At 41.9% G+C, this 14,977-nt stretch carries 13 protein-coding genes; 8 read left to right on the plus strand and 5 right to left on the minus strand.

The window, feature by feature from the left end:
- Window positions 1–871 precede the first annotated feature (871 nt).
- The 4 genes from OC193_RS17615 (at window position 872) to OC193_RS17630 (ending at window position 4,478) form a co-directional block, all read left to right on the plus strand.
- The gene (locus OC193_RS17615) at window positions 872–1,507 is read left to right on the plus strand and encodes a hypothetical protein (protein WP_048663419.1); all 636 of its coding nucleotides are present in this window, start codon (window positions 872–874) and stop codon (window positions 1,505–1,507) included.
- 120 nt (window positions 1,508–1,627) lie between these two features.
- Window positions 1,628–2,425 carry a class I SAM-dependent methyltransferase gene (locus tag OC193_RS17620; protein ID WP_048663420.1) on the plus strand — a complete coding sequence of 266 codons (798 nt, stop codon included), beginning with the start codon at window positions 1,628–1,630 and terminating at the stop codon, window positions 2,423–2,425.
- A 121-nt stretch (window positions 2,426–2,546) separates the two neighbouring features.
- On the plus strand, window positions 2,547–3,335 hold the full coding sequence (locus tag OC193_RS17625; protein WP_048663421.1) for a toll/interleukin-1 receptor domain-containing protein: 789 nt from the start codon (window positions 2,547–2,549) through the stop codon (window positions 3,333–3,335).
- Window positions 3,336–3,563: 228 nt separating this feature from the next.
- Entirely contained in the window at window positions 3,564–4,478 is a 915-nt protein-coding gene (locus tag OC193_RS17630; RefSeq protein ID WP_048663422.1) for an alpha/beta hydrolase, read from the plus strand.
- 62 nt (window positions 4,479–4,540) lie between these two features.
- On the opposite strand, the gene OC193_RS17635 is transcribed toward OC193_RS17630, so the two are convergent.
- The gene (locus OC193_RS17635; RefSeq protein WP_048663423.1) at window positions 4,541–4,939 is read right to left on the minus strand and encodes a hypothetical protein; all 399 of its coding nucleotides are present in this window, start codon (window positions 4,937–4,939) and stop codon (window positions 4,541–4,543) included.
- A 195-nt stretch (window positions 4,940–5,134) separates the two neighbouring features.
- Between OC193_RS17635 and OC193_RS17640 the strand changes: the two genes are divergently transcribed.
- A complete protein-coding gene (locus OC193_RS17640; RefSeq protein ID WP_048663424.1) occupies window positions 5,135–5,614 on the plus strand; it encodes an Sbal_3080 family lipoprotein in 480 nt (159 codons plus the stop codon).
- A 222-nt stretch (window positions 5,615–5,836) separates the two neighbouring features.
- On the opposite strand, the gene OC193_RS17645 is transcribed toward OC193_RS17640, so the two are convergent.
- Window positions 5,837–6,685, minus strand: coding sequence for a DMT family transporter (locus tag OC193_RS17645; protein WP_048663425.1), 849 nt, complete (start codon window positions 6,683–6,685; stop codon window positions 5,837–5,839).
- Between the two features lie 139 nt (window positions 6,686–6,824).
- On the opposite strand from OC193_RS17645, the gene OC193_RS17650 reads away from it, so the two are divergent.
- Window positions 6,825–7,724: a LysR family transcriptional regulator gene (locus OC193_RS17650; protein WP_048663426.1), complete on the plus strand. Its 900-nt coding sequence runs from the start codon at window positions 6,825–6,827 to the stop codon at window positions 7,722–7,724.
- A gap of 176 nt (window positions 7,725–7,900) precedes the next feature.
- Here OC193_RS17650 and OC193_RS17655 read toward each other — a convergent pair whose 3' ends face one another.
- A complete protein-coding gene (locus OC193_RS17655) occupies window positions 7,901–9,481 on the minus strand; it encodes an EAL domain-containing protein (protein WP_048663427.1) in 1,581 nt (526 codons plus the stop codon).
- A 373-nt stretch (window positions 9,482–9,854) separates the two neighbouring features.
- Between OC193_RS17655 and OC193_RS17660 the strand changes: the two genes are divergently transcribed.
- Both OC193_RS17660 and OC193_RS17665 read left to right on the plus strand, forming a co-directional pair.
- Entirely contained in the window at window positions 9,855–10,277 is a 423-nt protein-coding gene (locus OC193_RS17660; protein ID WP_048663428.1) for a lysozyme inhibitor LprI family protein, read from the plus strand.
- A 132-nt stretch (window positions 10,278–10,409) separates the two neighbouring features.
- Complete coding sequence (locus tag OC193_RS17665; protein WP_048663429.1) at window positions 10,410–11,201, plus strand: carbon-nitrogen hydrolase family protein; 792 nt, start codon at window positions 10,410–10,412, stop codon at window positions 11,199–11,201.
- A 78-nt stretch (window positions 11,202–11,279) separates the two neighbouring features.
- Here the strand turns inward: OC193_RS17665 and OC193_RS17670 are convergent, their stop codons facing one another.
- A complete protein-coding gene (locus OC193_RS17670) occupies window positions 11,280–13,739 on the minus strand; it encodes a CHASE3 domain-containing protein (RefSeq protein ID WP_048663430.1) in 2,460 nt (819 codons plus the stop codon).
- Between the two features lie 224 nt (window positions 13,740–13,963).
- On the minus strand, window positions 13,964–14,965 hold the full coding sequence (locus OC193_RS17675) for a substrate-binding domain-containing protein (RefSeq protein WP_048663431.1): 1,002 nt from the start codon (window positions 14,963–14,965) through the stop codon (window positions 13,964–13,966).
- Window positions 14,966–14,977: the final 12 nt, after the last annotated feature.

Here is a 14,977-nt window from a genome sequence, read left to right on the forward strand (position 1 = left end):
TAGTGTTTACGGCACGATGCTTTAGGTTTGGGTGGAGGCGTTGTTCACCCCTTAATTGGGCGTTATAGTTTTCGGCGGCTTAGTCATAAACCGCCATTCTCAGCCTATTTCGTGATAGTTAGTGATTTGGGGCTGACAAGACTAGGTGCGGTCTTGGGCATTGTGCAACTAACTCGCAACTTATACCCTTTGTTGAGATATTGCTCAATTTCCTCATAAGATTCCACGTATAAGTAGTCTTTCTCAAACTTTGTTTTACTCACAACATACTTTCCGTTTTCATGTTTGTGAGGTTTTTGGATTGCATCTGCATTCTTGCCACTTTTGGTCACGTAACTGATATCCAAATTTTTTTCCTTATTTCGAGTGAAAAATATATATAGCCGTTTAATTAGTTCTGTTAATTTACTCATATAAGCTGCTCTCTAGCATTTCTGCTAGCTTTTCATCTCTAACAACTTTGAAGTCTGTAGAAAAGTTTATCCCAAGACTTGTTTGGTTATGCCTACGCTGTGGTTGAATTTTTATTGTTGCAATTACCTCGTTATTTTTATTAATGAGGTGAAGTGATTGCCCTTCTTTGCGAGAGATTGATAGCATATAAGTTTCACTAGGTTTGTTTCAAAGAGTGTATATGGTAATAGTCGATTCGAGGTGTTTCAATAATAATATAAGCATTGAAAATCAATGATTTATATCAAAATACATTATTGGCAGACAAAATAAACTATAACAAAGCGTTTAAGAGGGATTCCCAACGCTTGGCATTTTCGGCTTTCATCAATTTAAGTGATTATGTCACAATGGTTTAGGTAGGGTGGTTTGCGTTGCTCACCCCTTAACGCGGCGTTATAACTATAGCGAGAGTTCAATGGATCAATTCTTACAAGCAAAAGTACTTAAAGCAGATCTAGTGTCTATCGATAGTCAATTTACAGAAAATGGCATAGGTGATATGCCAAGTATGGTGCTTCTGAAACAAGGGCTGATATCTGTTGCGAATCTTTTTGATTTCGAAGTCACAATTAGGCGAATGTATCAGCATCATCCAGAGTTAAACGAATTTTATAGAACATTTTTAAAAGAGTGTGAATTTGCAAAATATCTGCGTAATAAATTTGTAGGGCATTTGAAACAAGAATTGGTCAATAAAGCCCTAGAATGGAATCCTGAAATAAGGATGTTTTTGGATAAAATGGATGAGCCAACAGTTGCTTATCATGTTAATCAACTGATTTTAGAAACAGCTATCAACACTTATGTTGATGGCGAGCAAAAGCATAAGTTATTTGATTCTGAAACAGATCTCAATTATCCGCCTGACAGTACAAGGTTTTTAAAATACCTTACCTTAGTTATCCGTTCATCTGCAGAATTCTTGAAACAGTATATAGAAATTAGACAAGCAGAAGTTCAAGGTGAGATTGAAGAGGCTAGTGGATTAGAGGGCATGTTGAAATTAGCTGGTGAGGCAGGGAAAACCGATTTTAACTTCATCAGAAAATAGTTATAACAAGGCGTTTAAACGGAACTAAAACAGTGGGTTACGTTTCGCTTCGCTACACATTTTAACCCACAATTTTAGTCCGCTTAACGCGGCGTTAACTGGCAAAAGGAGTATTGAACATTGGAAGAACTGATAGCCCAATATACGGGTGCTAATGAAGATCAAAGACTGACAAGACAGTATATTGCTCAGTTAGAGTTTGACACCACAATGCACAAACTCGAACCTTATTTGTCAAAAGGCAAATCGGTATGTGAGCTGGGAGCAGCTACGGGGCGTTACTCTTTAAGTTTTGCAAAGATGGGTTGTGATGTAACAGCTGTAGAGCTTGTGCCTGATCAAGTCGATATTCTAAATACCAAAGCTAAATCCGAGGGTATCGAGTTAAGAGTGTTTGAGGGAAATGCGTGTGACGTTTCATTTATTGAGAGTAGTTCTCAAGATGTTTGTGTGATCCTAGGGCCTTTATATCACTTGAAAACTCTGCACGAAAGAGAGCTGGCGATAAAAGAAGCTTTGCGTATTCTGAAGCCAAATGGGGTGTTAGCTGTTGCCTATATCTCACGCTTTTTTGTCGCGGGCATGTTCGCTCAACAATTTCCGGAATTGATTACCCCCGAAGTGCTTATCGAATTAAATAAGTACGGCACAGTTTCAAATTCAAAAGCAGATAGTTTCTTTAATGTAGGGTACTTCGCCACACCGGCTGAAATTGAATGTTTGGTTCAAGACAATGGTTTTGGTGTTATTGGTCACTCCGCAACAGATGGCTTTGGACGTTATATTTCTAATGGTGTTAATGGCTTTACACGATCTCAATATCAAACTTGGTTAGATTATCACTTAATAAATTGTGATGAACCTAGTTTATTAGGTTCAAGTAATCATGGTTTAGTGATCGCTAGAAAAGCCAGTTAACAAAGCATTTAAGAGTGATTCGCAACGCTTGGCGTTTTCGCTTCGCTCAAGTATAGCCAAGCGCAGCTCACACCTTAATGCGGCGTTATAACGCTATTTCAATTTATCGAAAGGGGAAAATATGAAGCAGTTGTTTTTATCTCACATACATGAAGAAAAAGAGTTAGCATTACTTATTAAGCAAGCAATCGAAGATGAATTTTCAGGTTTCGTTGATGTATTTGTTTCGTCTGATGGTATAAGTATTCCAGCAGGAGCTAACTTTTTAAAGCGTATTGAAGATGGGCTTGTTGAATCTATTGGTGCAATGTACCTTATTAGCCCCAAGTCAGTTAATCGTAACTGGATTAATTTTGAATTAGGTGCTATGTGGATTCGTAATGCAATTAGCATCCGAAGTGAAGAAAATGAAATTCCAACGTTACCGTTGTGCCACTCGGGAATGGATCTTCAACAATTACCTAAGCCGATTGATAATTTAAATGCAATTATAGCGAACCAAGCTTCTCAGCTTGAATTTGCTTTTAGGTCAATACAAAACGCTGTTGGAGGTAAAGGTTCATTAAGAACTAATTTTGATGAATTAGCTGGAAATATTGCGAAATTCGAACGTCAATACACACTAATATCAAATGTAAACTTGGCATTAAAGTTGGTTAACTTAGATAATAGCCAATTTAAGGAGTACTGTTTAGCTCAACGCCCAGGCGAACTTATTTCTTTAGAGCTAGGGTGTATACCGAGTGATATTCTTAAAAAAGTTAAAGCTCTAGAAGCTGAATTGATAGGGCATGTATCGCTACAGATTGATACAGTTAGAGGCTTGGCGTATAACCATAAAACAGGTGAAACAGGTCAAAATGCCAGTATTACAGTGAATAGGGAGGTTGTTTTAGAAACGTTAGCCTAATGTGGTGAAGCGTTATAACAAACTGTTCAAGAGGGATTCCCAACGCTCGGCATTTTCAATTTGGTCAGCTTTAGTGTTTAAGGTGGCAAGGTTTTAGGTTAGGTGGTAGCGTTGCTCACTACTTAACGCGGCTATATTTAATTTACATCACACATTCATAGCTGTATGGATGTACATGCCTTTGTGTTGGTATACTATTCACCGGTTTTTTAGTTATAGAGTTATAAAATGACCAAGTACCTAGAAGCTGGCATCAGAGAGCTAGTCGAAGAATTTCAATCTAATGGTAAACCTTGCCCTTCAGCACAAACAATCGCTGATCGCCGGGCTGGCTATATTGGTAGTACTGTATTAGCTGGTGAGAGCCCTAAAATTGAAAGCGAATACTTAGATGTAATTAATAGTATTCCGGTTAAGATTTACAAGCCTACAGATGAAGTGAACTTACCTATAACGGTCTATTTTCATGGAGGTTGTTTCATCAGTGGTGGCTTTGAGACACATGATGCTCAGCTAAGACAAATTGCTCTTCTATCCAACTCGATAGTTATTTGTCTTCAATACCGGCTTGCACCTGAACATGCTTATCCAGCAGCGCACGATGATGTATACCAAGCTGTACTCGGTATTAAGGAGCAAGCGCACAAGTATGGTGGTGATTCAGAGCAATTAGTATTTGTTGGCGATAGCGCCGGAGGGCAATTAGCTTTGGCTACGACGCTTAGATTGAAAAAGCTAGAGCGGTGGTTACCTCGTCAGCAAATTCTTATTTACCCAATGCTGGATCCAACAGGCAATTCGAAAAGTTACAGAGAAAATGGTTCAGATTATATTATAACGGCAAATATGCTTCTTTCTGGTTTCGAGTTATACGCGAATTGTAGCTCTAAAGAAATTATTGAACCAGAGCTTAACCTTTTAAACAGTGACTTCAGCGGTCTGCCCATCACAACTATTATTACCGCAGAGTTTGACCCGCTACGTGATGAGGGTGAGCACTTATACAAGTTGATGCTTTCACAAGGCGTTGAGGCTTACTGCGAACGTTATTTGGGTGTGATTCATGGTTTCTTTCAGTTGTCCGGCGTGTGTAATTCGGCAAAACGTTGTATCACTGCAATTTCAAACCAAATTAAAAATTAGATATAACAAACGTGTAAGTATCAAACTAACAAAATAGGGCGCCCGTAACGGCGCCCTTTGTATTAGTTGGAAACGCTATAAGTGTCGCAGTCGCGAAGTAAGAAGATTGCGATACAAGCTGCGAGCATTGGCCAAGAAGCGAAGAATAGAAGGTTGTTGAACGGGTCCATGTATTTTCCAAAAGAGGCGAAAGTTGAGCCTGCGTGCAGGACCAAAACCGCACCGTAGGTGTACTTTTTCCACATGCCGACGACGAATGCGCCTAAAAAACCGAGCTGAGCAACACCCAGCGCCATCATCGCATTGTTCGACACGTCGATGCCGTAAAAGCCGGACAGTACTTTTGTCGCGTGTTCAGGCACAAGGATCTTATCCAAGCCCCAGAACAAGAAGACGATAAAAATGCCGACTCTCAGCAGTAGTAGGCTGGTCGCCAGTTTGGTTTGAAGTGTCTTTTCCATGGTATTCCTTTTAATGTACTCAAGATGTGATGAAGTTAAATGTCCATCAAAGGAGACCCATGGTCGTTGGTTTTTCTTTCGCTATTTTTCAATGCTTTATGTAACAAGGAATGTCTTGTTGACTCCTTGGTATATAACATGCTGTTTTTATTTTATGGTACTATTCACCCAATTAATCATTAATGGATATGTAACGTGAAAAAATACCTACTATTATCGCTTTCGGTTTTAATTTTGGCTGGTTGTGGAGCCCCTCGTTACACAGGGAGCGCGATTCCAGAACCTACGACTGAAGTGGATGTTGTGATTGTTAAAGACGTTGAAACACGTGAAGGGTTCTTGAATACCATGGAAACGTGGCTGCAAGATAACGATTATACCTACACCGTCGTACCAGATAAGTCGCAGCACGATCTTGATAAGCTAACACTGGAGTATGAAGGCCATTGGAGCTGGGACTTGGCGTTGTTCTTAAAGCAAGCGGAGATCAATGCTTATAAGAACGGGCAAAGAGTCGGTGAAGTCGAGTTCAAAGTTCCATATACGGCTAACCCGAACAAGTTCGGTAATGCAACTAAGCGTATTGGTTTCATGATGGATACGATATTTGGTAAGAAAACCGCTGAAGAAGCGACAAAAGCGGCCAATTCATCTGATTCAAAAGCAACGAACTAGCCTAATTGGTTCCCTTTATTCAATTTCTATTTCTCTTTAAGCTTAGTTCGAAGAGACGAAGAGACGAAGAGACGAAGAGACGAAGAGACGAAGAGACGAAGATGTGAAGCCGTTGCTGTTACCGTTACGGCTTCACATTGTTCAGATTAATTAAAGCTTTTGTCTGAAGTGATATCTTACTCATTTCGCTTGGTATTCAGGGCCTGGTATCAATAAACTTTGTTAGCTTTGCTTCTTCTCATTTCGAGCCAACCAGATGAGTGGCAGTATGATCATTGCAGTGCCAATCGCCATTGCAATATCAGGCATTTCACCAAACCAGACCAACCCAACTCCCACCGCTCCGAGTAAGCCGCTGTATTCAGCACTGGCGATTTTATTGCTTTCTGCCGATCGGTAAGTGACGACACATATCGCCGCGTAGATGAGGATAAAACCGCTTGAACCTGCGGCAGTGATAAGTGGTGACCAATCCCATTCACGGCCTTCCCAAATAGCGAGCCCAAGTGATGCCGGAACGCCTGCTAAGTTGGTTAGCAACAACGTTTGTGCCACGGTTTGGTGCTTCGGAAGTTTGCGGATTAATAAGTTATTGCTGGCAATGGTTAACGCCACGATAAGCGCTGCAATGGCTGCCCAATCGACCTCTGTTGGGCGAATGATGACCAGAACGCCCATAAAGCCGAATATTCCAGCAGCAACAGAGTAGCGGTTGAGTTGCTCTTTGAAAAATACCAAGGCCAACGGAAGCATCATCAAAGGTGCGGCATAGAAAATCGCGTTGGCAGTGGCCAATGGCATGGCATTGATGGCAAACACCATAAAGATGGCGCCCAGCAACCATATATGCGCGCGCAGGGCATGCCATTTCAGCCCATCGGTGAAGCTCTTTTTACTCACACCAAAACAAAAAGGCAAAAGGATCAACACGGCAGTTAGCTGTCTGAAGAAGACAAATTGAAACACAGCAATGTCTTCGCCTAAGGTTTTAATTAAGGCATCAGAGAAAACTGCAATTAGATTACCGACAATGAGTAAACTCATTGCCATTCCAACAGACATTGAAGGCATGATGAAGCTCCTATCATTGACTGACGCGTGTTCAGTGTGAGTTAAAAAGAAAATGAAGAAATGTGATGGCGTAATCTTAATGCATAAAATCGTTTCATATATAATGATATAAATTCACTTAGTATGAGCTGAACTAATAATGAAATTGCCACCTTTGAGAGCAATACAATGTTTCGAGTCGGTCGCTCGTTTTAATAGCTTTTCTCAGGCGGCTATAGCGCTTCATGTTACTCAAAGTGCGGTGAGTCATCAGGTTCGCTTGCTGGAGGAATACTTAGGTGAAACCTTGTTTGTTCGTCAGGGAAGGCGTTTATCGCTCACCCCTATAGGAGAGCGTTACTACGAAGAGGTGTCTCATTCACTGCAGAATATTGCGCAAGCCAGCTACCAAATCCGCGAAGGTGACAGTGGGAAAATTCGGATTGCAATGTACAGTTCTTTGGCCGTTAAATGGTTGGTGCCTAGGCTCGAAAACTTACGCCAACAGCATCCAGAAATCGACTTAACGTTAAGTATGGTGGCCGATGAGCCAGAGTTTTCGGATCAAGTTGCCGATTGCTTTATCACTGCTAATCCGCCAAAGAAAAACTACGTTAGTGACTTCCTATACAAAGAGCAGTTATATCCGTTTTGTAGCCAAAAGGTGTGGCAGAGAATCGAAGATAAACCTTTGCCAGAGGCATTATGGGATCAGCAGTTACTTTCAGTAAGTTCAATTTTCAAGGAAGGCGGTGAAGCGAAAGACTGGATTAAGTGGTGTGAACTCGGTGGTTTCAGCCTGCCAAAGGATGTGAAAATTAGCCAGTTCAGCCACATGGTGTTGGCCGCCGAGGCTGTGAAATACCATCAAGGTATCGCGTTCCTAAACGACTACTTTCTTAATGACCAAGATCTTCAACAAAACTTGGTTCGTATCCCAATGCACGATTTACCGACTGGCGACAATATGTACTTTGTCTATAAAAATTCGAGAGCCAAGCAGTTTGAAATCAGAACGTTAGGCCATTGGCTCAAACAGCAATGTTTTGATTATGAGTAAACAGTGAAGCGTAACATTGAAATAAACCAACTCACTCTCAGATATATGCGTGGTATCTAGATAACACGCATGTATTTTAGGGGCGTGAACAACGCTCTTATGTTCGTTGGAAACGCTCCGAGTGTCCTTACTCGATGTAAAAAGATTGTGAGGCAGGCTGCCATCCCTGAACCTGCTTAGGTTTGTTCCCATTCTGGCGTTGAGGTGGATGAGAGTTTGTCTTCATTATCTGCAGCCATATGTTGCTGTCTGAGCAAACTTATCGTCAGGCTTATTGGCATCGGTTTATAAAAATAGAAGCCTTGGATATAGTCGACGCCCAGTTTAGACAAGATGTTCACTTGGGATTCGTACTCAACCCCTTCAACGATCACTTGCATGCCTAAGGTTCGGGATAGTTGGAGCATCGATTCAAGTAAAGGGATACCAAGGCTTGATTCATCTGAAATGTTTTTCACAAATACGCGGTCGATTTTGAGAATGCTAAACGGGAACTGCCTAACAAAGTCTAGACCCGCATAGCCTGTACCGAAGTCATCAATCGCAACTCTTACGCCCATATTCGATAGTTTGGTTAGGTTGTCTTTAATCTTAACCATATCAGCATCAGAGCATTCGCCATCTTCGGTGACTTCAAAAACCACCTGTTTAAGAATGTCCGGATTCTTTTTATAGATGCTAATAACTTTGTTGGCGAAGTTACTGTTAGAGACAACATTACGGCTGATATTGACGCTAATGTATTTTGACTCAAACAGTTCGCGATTATTCTTCATTGTGTACAACACTTCACGTAACACAAAGTAGGTCAGGTCTTCAATCAACCCTAAGCTTTCTGCCAGTGGTATAAAAATGGCAGGGGATACATTGCCTTCAATTGGGTCGTTCCACCTGAGCAGCGATTCACAGCCTACGATCTCTGTAGTGTTTCGGTTAACGATAGGTTGCATGTGAACATGTAGGTGTTTGTTTTTGAGTGCGCTAGACAGCGAATACTCTAAGCTGCGTTGGCTCTGCTTTTTATGTTTGATAGAAAGGATAATGATGGTGGTAATTCCGGCCATCAAAAAGCCAAACCATAAATAGCTTAACAAGAAGTGCAGATAATACTGATACCCAATGTATGAGGTGATGGTCAGCGGGTAGATGTTCGATTGTATCCGCACCTTTGAGATGTACGACCCAGGGTCGGTAGGGTGGATATCTCTTTGGATCACATCAACTTTGGCCTGAATGCCATGATTGTGAAGGTTCGCTTCTACAATGTCATAGATAAAGTGCGGCGGAATCATCAGGCTCACCCCGGCATCTTCCTTATTCGAAAAAATAAGCATGATGGATTGCACTTGGGTGATGGCCGAATTGGAATACGATAGGGTGGTCAAATTCGGATCGTCGTTGAGCCTTTCTCTGATTGTGCTGTAAAGGCGAAACGAAACCTCACCATCGGTGGTTGAACAATAAAATCGGTTCTGTTTGTTGAATACGGCGGCTTCTTTTACCCAATCGGCATCAAAAACGTTTTGTCTTAGCTCTCTAACAATTGCATCGCAAGATTGGTCTGGGGTGATACCTGACAAAAAACGGTCGAACCTTGATTGGATGCCTTCAAGTCGTGTTTCGACGAGCTTTGATGTGTCTTGGGTTAAATTCTGGTAGTGAGACGGTGTAAACGGGATAAGCAATGCCATAGAGAAGAAGAAAGAAATGGCAAAGTAGAACGAAGTCTTGGCAAAATGTTGGTACTTGATATCCATAGTTGGAGAAGCGTTACCGATTGGGTGAGCATTCAATTTAATTTATAAATTTAACGATTACGTAGCAATAGTAATAATAAATATTGTGAATGCGCGCATGAATTATTGATAAAGATAATATGTTTTCCATTTTTACCAGCGAAATCTTGATGTTATCTCGTTTTTTCTTGGTGGGGTTGGTGATATTTTGCATTATTCATACGTATAACAAGCGCTTATATCCCGATAAATTTTGATGTTATTTGCTTAAAGATCGAAAGAGATTTAAATATTGAGCCATGTTTAATCTAATTAGCTGATATGGTCACAAGTTAAACAAGGTTATAAGGAAATGTCATCGAACCGTTCACGGGTGACAATATTTAGGATGTTTATGAAAAGATTGATATCAGTAATCGCATTCGCTTTGCTGTCTGGTTCTGTATTAGCGGATGAACAGGTTGTCGATTGCGAGAATGCGATGAATACCATAGAGATCAATCACTGTGCTGCAATTAAGTTGGAAACTGCACAAGTGGAACTTGATCAATACCTTGAAGCGAGCTTTGAGCACAATGCATATGATGCGGAGTTGGTCAGTTCAATCAAGGTGGCTCAAGACAGTTGGCAAGCTTACGTTACTGCACATTGTGACTCGGTGTATACCCAGTGGCGTGATGGTTCAATTCGAGGTCTTATGGCGCTTTCTTGCAAAACTAAGCTGACTAAACAAAGAACGCATGAGGTGTGGGAAAACTTCTTAACCTACATGGACAGCACACCGCCAGTTTTACCAGAACCCAAGCTGATGAAGTAGATGAGCTGAGATGCTTGTGAGAATGTGCGCTTGCTTCAACCATTGGCGCTCGAGTCAGCAAGCGATAGGGGATTATCTTACCCTGTCGTTCTTAGTCTCAAGTTTGAAGTGTTACCCAGTAAGGATTCGATTTTGGATAGTGTCAGCATCACCCTCGTTCAGCTTGAAGTTGAATACAAAAACAAACAAAAGAACCTCTCGCGAGTCTCTGAGCTTTTAGAAGCCGAGACGTCAGTGGGTGATATCACGTTACTGCCTGAACTGTTCTCTACTGGATATATCTTTAACGAGGCTGCAGAAATTCATGAACTGTGTGAAGACTTCAATAACAGCCCGACCATTGATTCGTTAATTGCTCTTGCCATTAAACATCAGACGTTAATCGTTGCAGGTATCGCAGAGGAAGATGATGGCCAGCATTACAACAGCGTTGTGGTGGTCGATGGTTCAGGTTTACGTCATAAATACAGAAAAGTCAGTCAAACGAAATTCGACAAAGAGTACTTTTCTAGAGGAAGTGAGCTCCTTAATTTTGAATACAAAGGCTTGAAGTTTGGTGTCGCGATTTGCTTTGATATTTGGTTCCCAGAGATCATGCGAGCGTATCAGTTGGTAGACGTTATTCTCCATCCAGCGAATTTTGGCGGTCATCATAGCTTTGCCATTGCACAAGCAAGAGCATTAGAAGAAGGCTGTCATCTCGTGACGTGTAATCGCGTTGGACAAGATGTGGTTGATGCCTTTACCGCGACATATTGTGGTGGCAGTCGAGTTTATTCACCAAAAGGTGAGTTAGTGACTCAACTCAGCGACAAGCAATCTGTAGAAAGTGTGAGTATTCAGGATCTGTCTATTGCGCCTCAATACAATGGTGTTGATGTGTTCGATGAAATGCAGGAGATAGCTTCAGTGTTGAGTCGTTAGAACTTCTAGTCTAATGGCGTTTGATCGAAAAGGGCAAGGTTAGATAACCTTGCCCTTTAGTTTGGGAATGACATTTTCTTAAGTCTTATCATTCATTTGATTCAGATGCTCTAATGAATTGCCGGTTTTCATCCGCTGAGCTTGATGGATATTGACCATGAGGCGATTGAGCAACTTTTGTAGCAGTTCAATATCAGGAAGCTGTTGATTTTTTGCTTGTACTTCTAGCTCCAGTGCTTGTTTAGAAAGCATCTTAAGACCTAAATTTAGCGACATACCTTTAATGGAGTGCAGGGTGCGGCACAATAGCTTCAACTCTTTCGCCAAATAATATTCGATGACTCGATCAACAGACTGTTCGAACTCAATGATGGTCGAATCGATAAGTAAGCTAAATCCTTCAGTGTCGTCTTTAAGTATGCGTATCATTTCTGACTGACTGATCTCTTCTTCTGTTAATCTCAGTGTTTCAATTGGTTTGCGATGAAGTTCGACGATATTTTTGATGTCACTCGAGCCTTCGGTCTTTATTTGCTTAGGTAATCGATTCGAAAATTGTTGCAGGGCGTCGAAAAAGCTCTCTTGTTGTAGAGGTTTAGTCAAAATATGGTCGACACCGGCTTGAATGAAGTTGTCATGAGCTTCACGGAAAACATCGGCCGTGTAGGCGAATATCAAGGTGTCGAGTTTTAGTTTCTCGCGGATGTACTGAGTGGTCTCGATCCCGTTCATTTCCGGCATGTGATTGTCCATCAAAATAAGGTCATATTGAGTGGTTTTGAGGCGTTCAATCGCAAGCTTGCCATTTTCTGCATGGTCGACATGATGGCCTAGCTTTTCACAGAAGCCTTGAGCCACGATCGCATTAATACGATTATCTTCTACCAGTAAAATATTCAATGAGTCACAAGTCAGGTTTTCTGTATTGATTACTGGTGCGACGACATCACCTGTTTTTCCTTCTTGCCAAGCGATAGGCAGAGAAACTTGAAATTTTGTGCCAAGTCCAACAGCGCTCGTGAGTGTTATTTCACCATTCATTAGGTTGACTAGATTCTTAACGATCGTGAGGCCAAGCCCCGTCCCGCCAAACTTTCTTGTGGTTGAAGTGTCAGCTTGTTCAAATGAATTAAAGATTTGCTCGTGCTTGTCCTTTGGAATACCAATACCCGTGTCTGTTACTGTGAGAATAAGCTGGTTATTTGGTCTGTTGAGATCCGCTTGAATGGACACGTGACCTTCTTTGGTAAATTTGGTCGCATTACCGCCCAAGTTGAACATTATCTGACGTAGTCTTGCACAGTCTCCGATGAGTTGGATGCTGGTTGGTATATTATTTTCGATTAACAGGCGAATGCCTTTCTCATCGGCTAAGGGTTTAAGTGCGCTACGTACAGGTTGCATGACTTGGACAAAATTAAAGGGTGCAAAGTCTAACTCGAGCTTGTTTTCTTCGACTTTTGAGAAGTCCAATATGTCGTTGAGTATCGTCATTAAATGATGACCAGAATCGATAATGAGGTTGATGTTCTCTTTTGTTTCCGGCTCTTGGGTTTGGCTGGCAATGATCTGGGAGATACCAAGCACTCCATTCATTGGCGTTCGAATCTCGTGGCTCATGGTCGACAGAAACTCGCTCTTAGCCTTTACCGCCATTTCTGCTTTGGTTCGTTCTTCGACTAACTCCTGATTTTTCACTCGCATTTCGCTGTCATTTTTTACGAGGCTTGTTGTCATCTTTTGAAAGCTTTGTGTGAGGTGGGCTAATTCGTCTTGGGTATCGATCTTTGAATCAAGTTTGAGAGTCGCAGCGCCTTGACTCAAATGGCCTGCGGCAACTTGGTTCGCTGCTTGAAGTAGAGTGTGTAGTCGTCGATTAATTCGCTTTGATGACCACGTAGCGACAAGGAGTGAGATAAACACTGAAAACATTGTTCCGGCAATGAGTACGTATCTGGTTTGAGCTGCGGATCTATCGGATTTGGCTACCCTGATAAGGATTAGTTGCTCTTCAATATCAATGAATTGAACAATCTCTTTTCGTACCTGATCAATCAGTTGTTTTCCTGTTTGCTGTTGAATGAGGTAGACGACACTTTGCATTTCAGCCTCACCTGAATTGACGAGGTTACGTTGCATTATCTCTTTTTCTCCAGCCCCCTCCAGCCATTCATTGTGGATATCATCGATTCGATTAAGACGCTCTACTTGGGGTGGGTTATCACTGACTTGAGTCGCAAGGGTCTGAATTTTTTGAGGCCAGACATCAAGTGAAACGTGGTAGGGTTCTAAAAAGACAGGGTCACCTGTGATCAAATAGCCACGTTGAGCCGTTTCCATTTCGACGACCAAGTAGAGAAGTTCTTGGGCACGAGCGATGGCTTTGTGTGTATGAGCGACCCAGTGATTGTCTTCCACAATAGTACGGGTGTTTTGATGGCCAGAAAAAGCAACGATCAGCATCAAAGTGATAGGAAAGAAAAAGCTGACGACTAGTTTTTTTTGTAGGGGTATTTTATCAAACCAATCTGCATTCATAAAACGAGACACTCCATGTCAATGTTCTTTTTTGTTAGTGTAGATGATAATTAGTAGCTAAGTAGGTAAATCGTTGCTGAGTGTGAAAATGCATATTTTTAACACTTAAGTTTATGCAAATAAAGGGGGTTTCTGGATGAGTCAAATCCCTAACTCATGCTCCAAAAACAAAAAAAGCCAGCTGAATTAGCTAGCTTTTAAAGGAGTATGAGCTTGGTAGGACACTAAATCGCTTTTACGCTGCTTCTTTCAACTAACGTTGGCTCTAACTCAACAACCTGCGGATACGCATCAGGGGTTTTGAGTCGGTTCAATAGAGTATCTACGGCTGCTTTACCTAAACGGTGCTTTGGCTGGTGGATAGTGCTCAAAGCTGGGGTCATGTACTTAGATAAGTGGATGTCATCGTAGCCAATGATCGAAAGATCGTTTGGAATCGATGTGCCATCTTGAGCCGCAGCATGAATCACACCCATTGCCATCATGTCATTGCTAACAAACAGTGCCGATGGCATCTCGCCACGCGCTTTTAAAGTTTGGTATGAGTCAAAACCGCCATCACATTCGAAGTTTGATTCAACAATCCACTTAGGGTTGATCTCTAGCTTCGCTTCTTCCATCGCTTGCTTGAAGCCTTGATAACGAGAAGAGGCTTGATTGCGGTGTAATGGGCCAGTGATACAACCAATTTGAGAGTGGCCGTTATCGATCAAGTGTTTGGTTGCCATGTAGCCACCTTGATGCGAGTTGTCTTGGATCTTATCGCTCGCGAACAACATTGGGCCCCAATCCATCACCACGATAGGCAATTCTGGGTAGCGTTCAAATACATCAATGTGCTCGCCCTCAAGGGTTGAACACATCAGCATTAGGCCATCGACACGCTTCTGCAGCAAGGTATCGATAGATGACTTCATGCGTTCGCTGTCGCCTTCGGTGTTACACAAGATAAGGTTGTAGCCTTTTTCGTAGCAACGACGTTCTACACCTTTTACTACCTCGCCAAAGAATGGGTTGGTAGAGGTCGTCACGAGCATCCCAAGGGTTTTGGTTTGCTTCATTTTCAAGCTACGAGCCAATGCTGACGGCGCGTAGTTGAGTTCTTTAGCCGCACTGTTAACACGCTCAGCAATCTCTTCACTGACAAAACGTGACTTGTTGATCACATGGCTGACGGTTGAAGTTGAAACCTTTGCTAGCCGAGCGACGTCTTTCATTGTTGCCATAAAAAATCCTTG

This window comes from Vibrio crassostreae (assembly GCF_024347415.1).
In the GTDB taxonomy this organism is placed as follows: Bacteria; Pseudomonadota; Gammaproteobacteria; order Enterobacterales; family Vibrionaceae; genus Vibrio; species Vibrio crassostreae.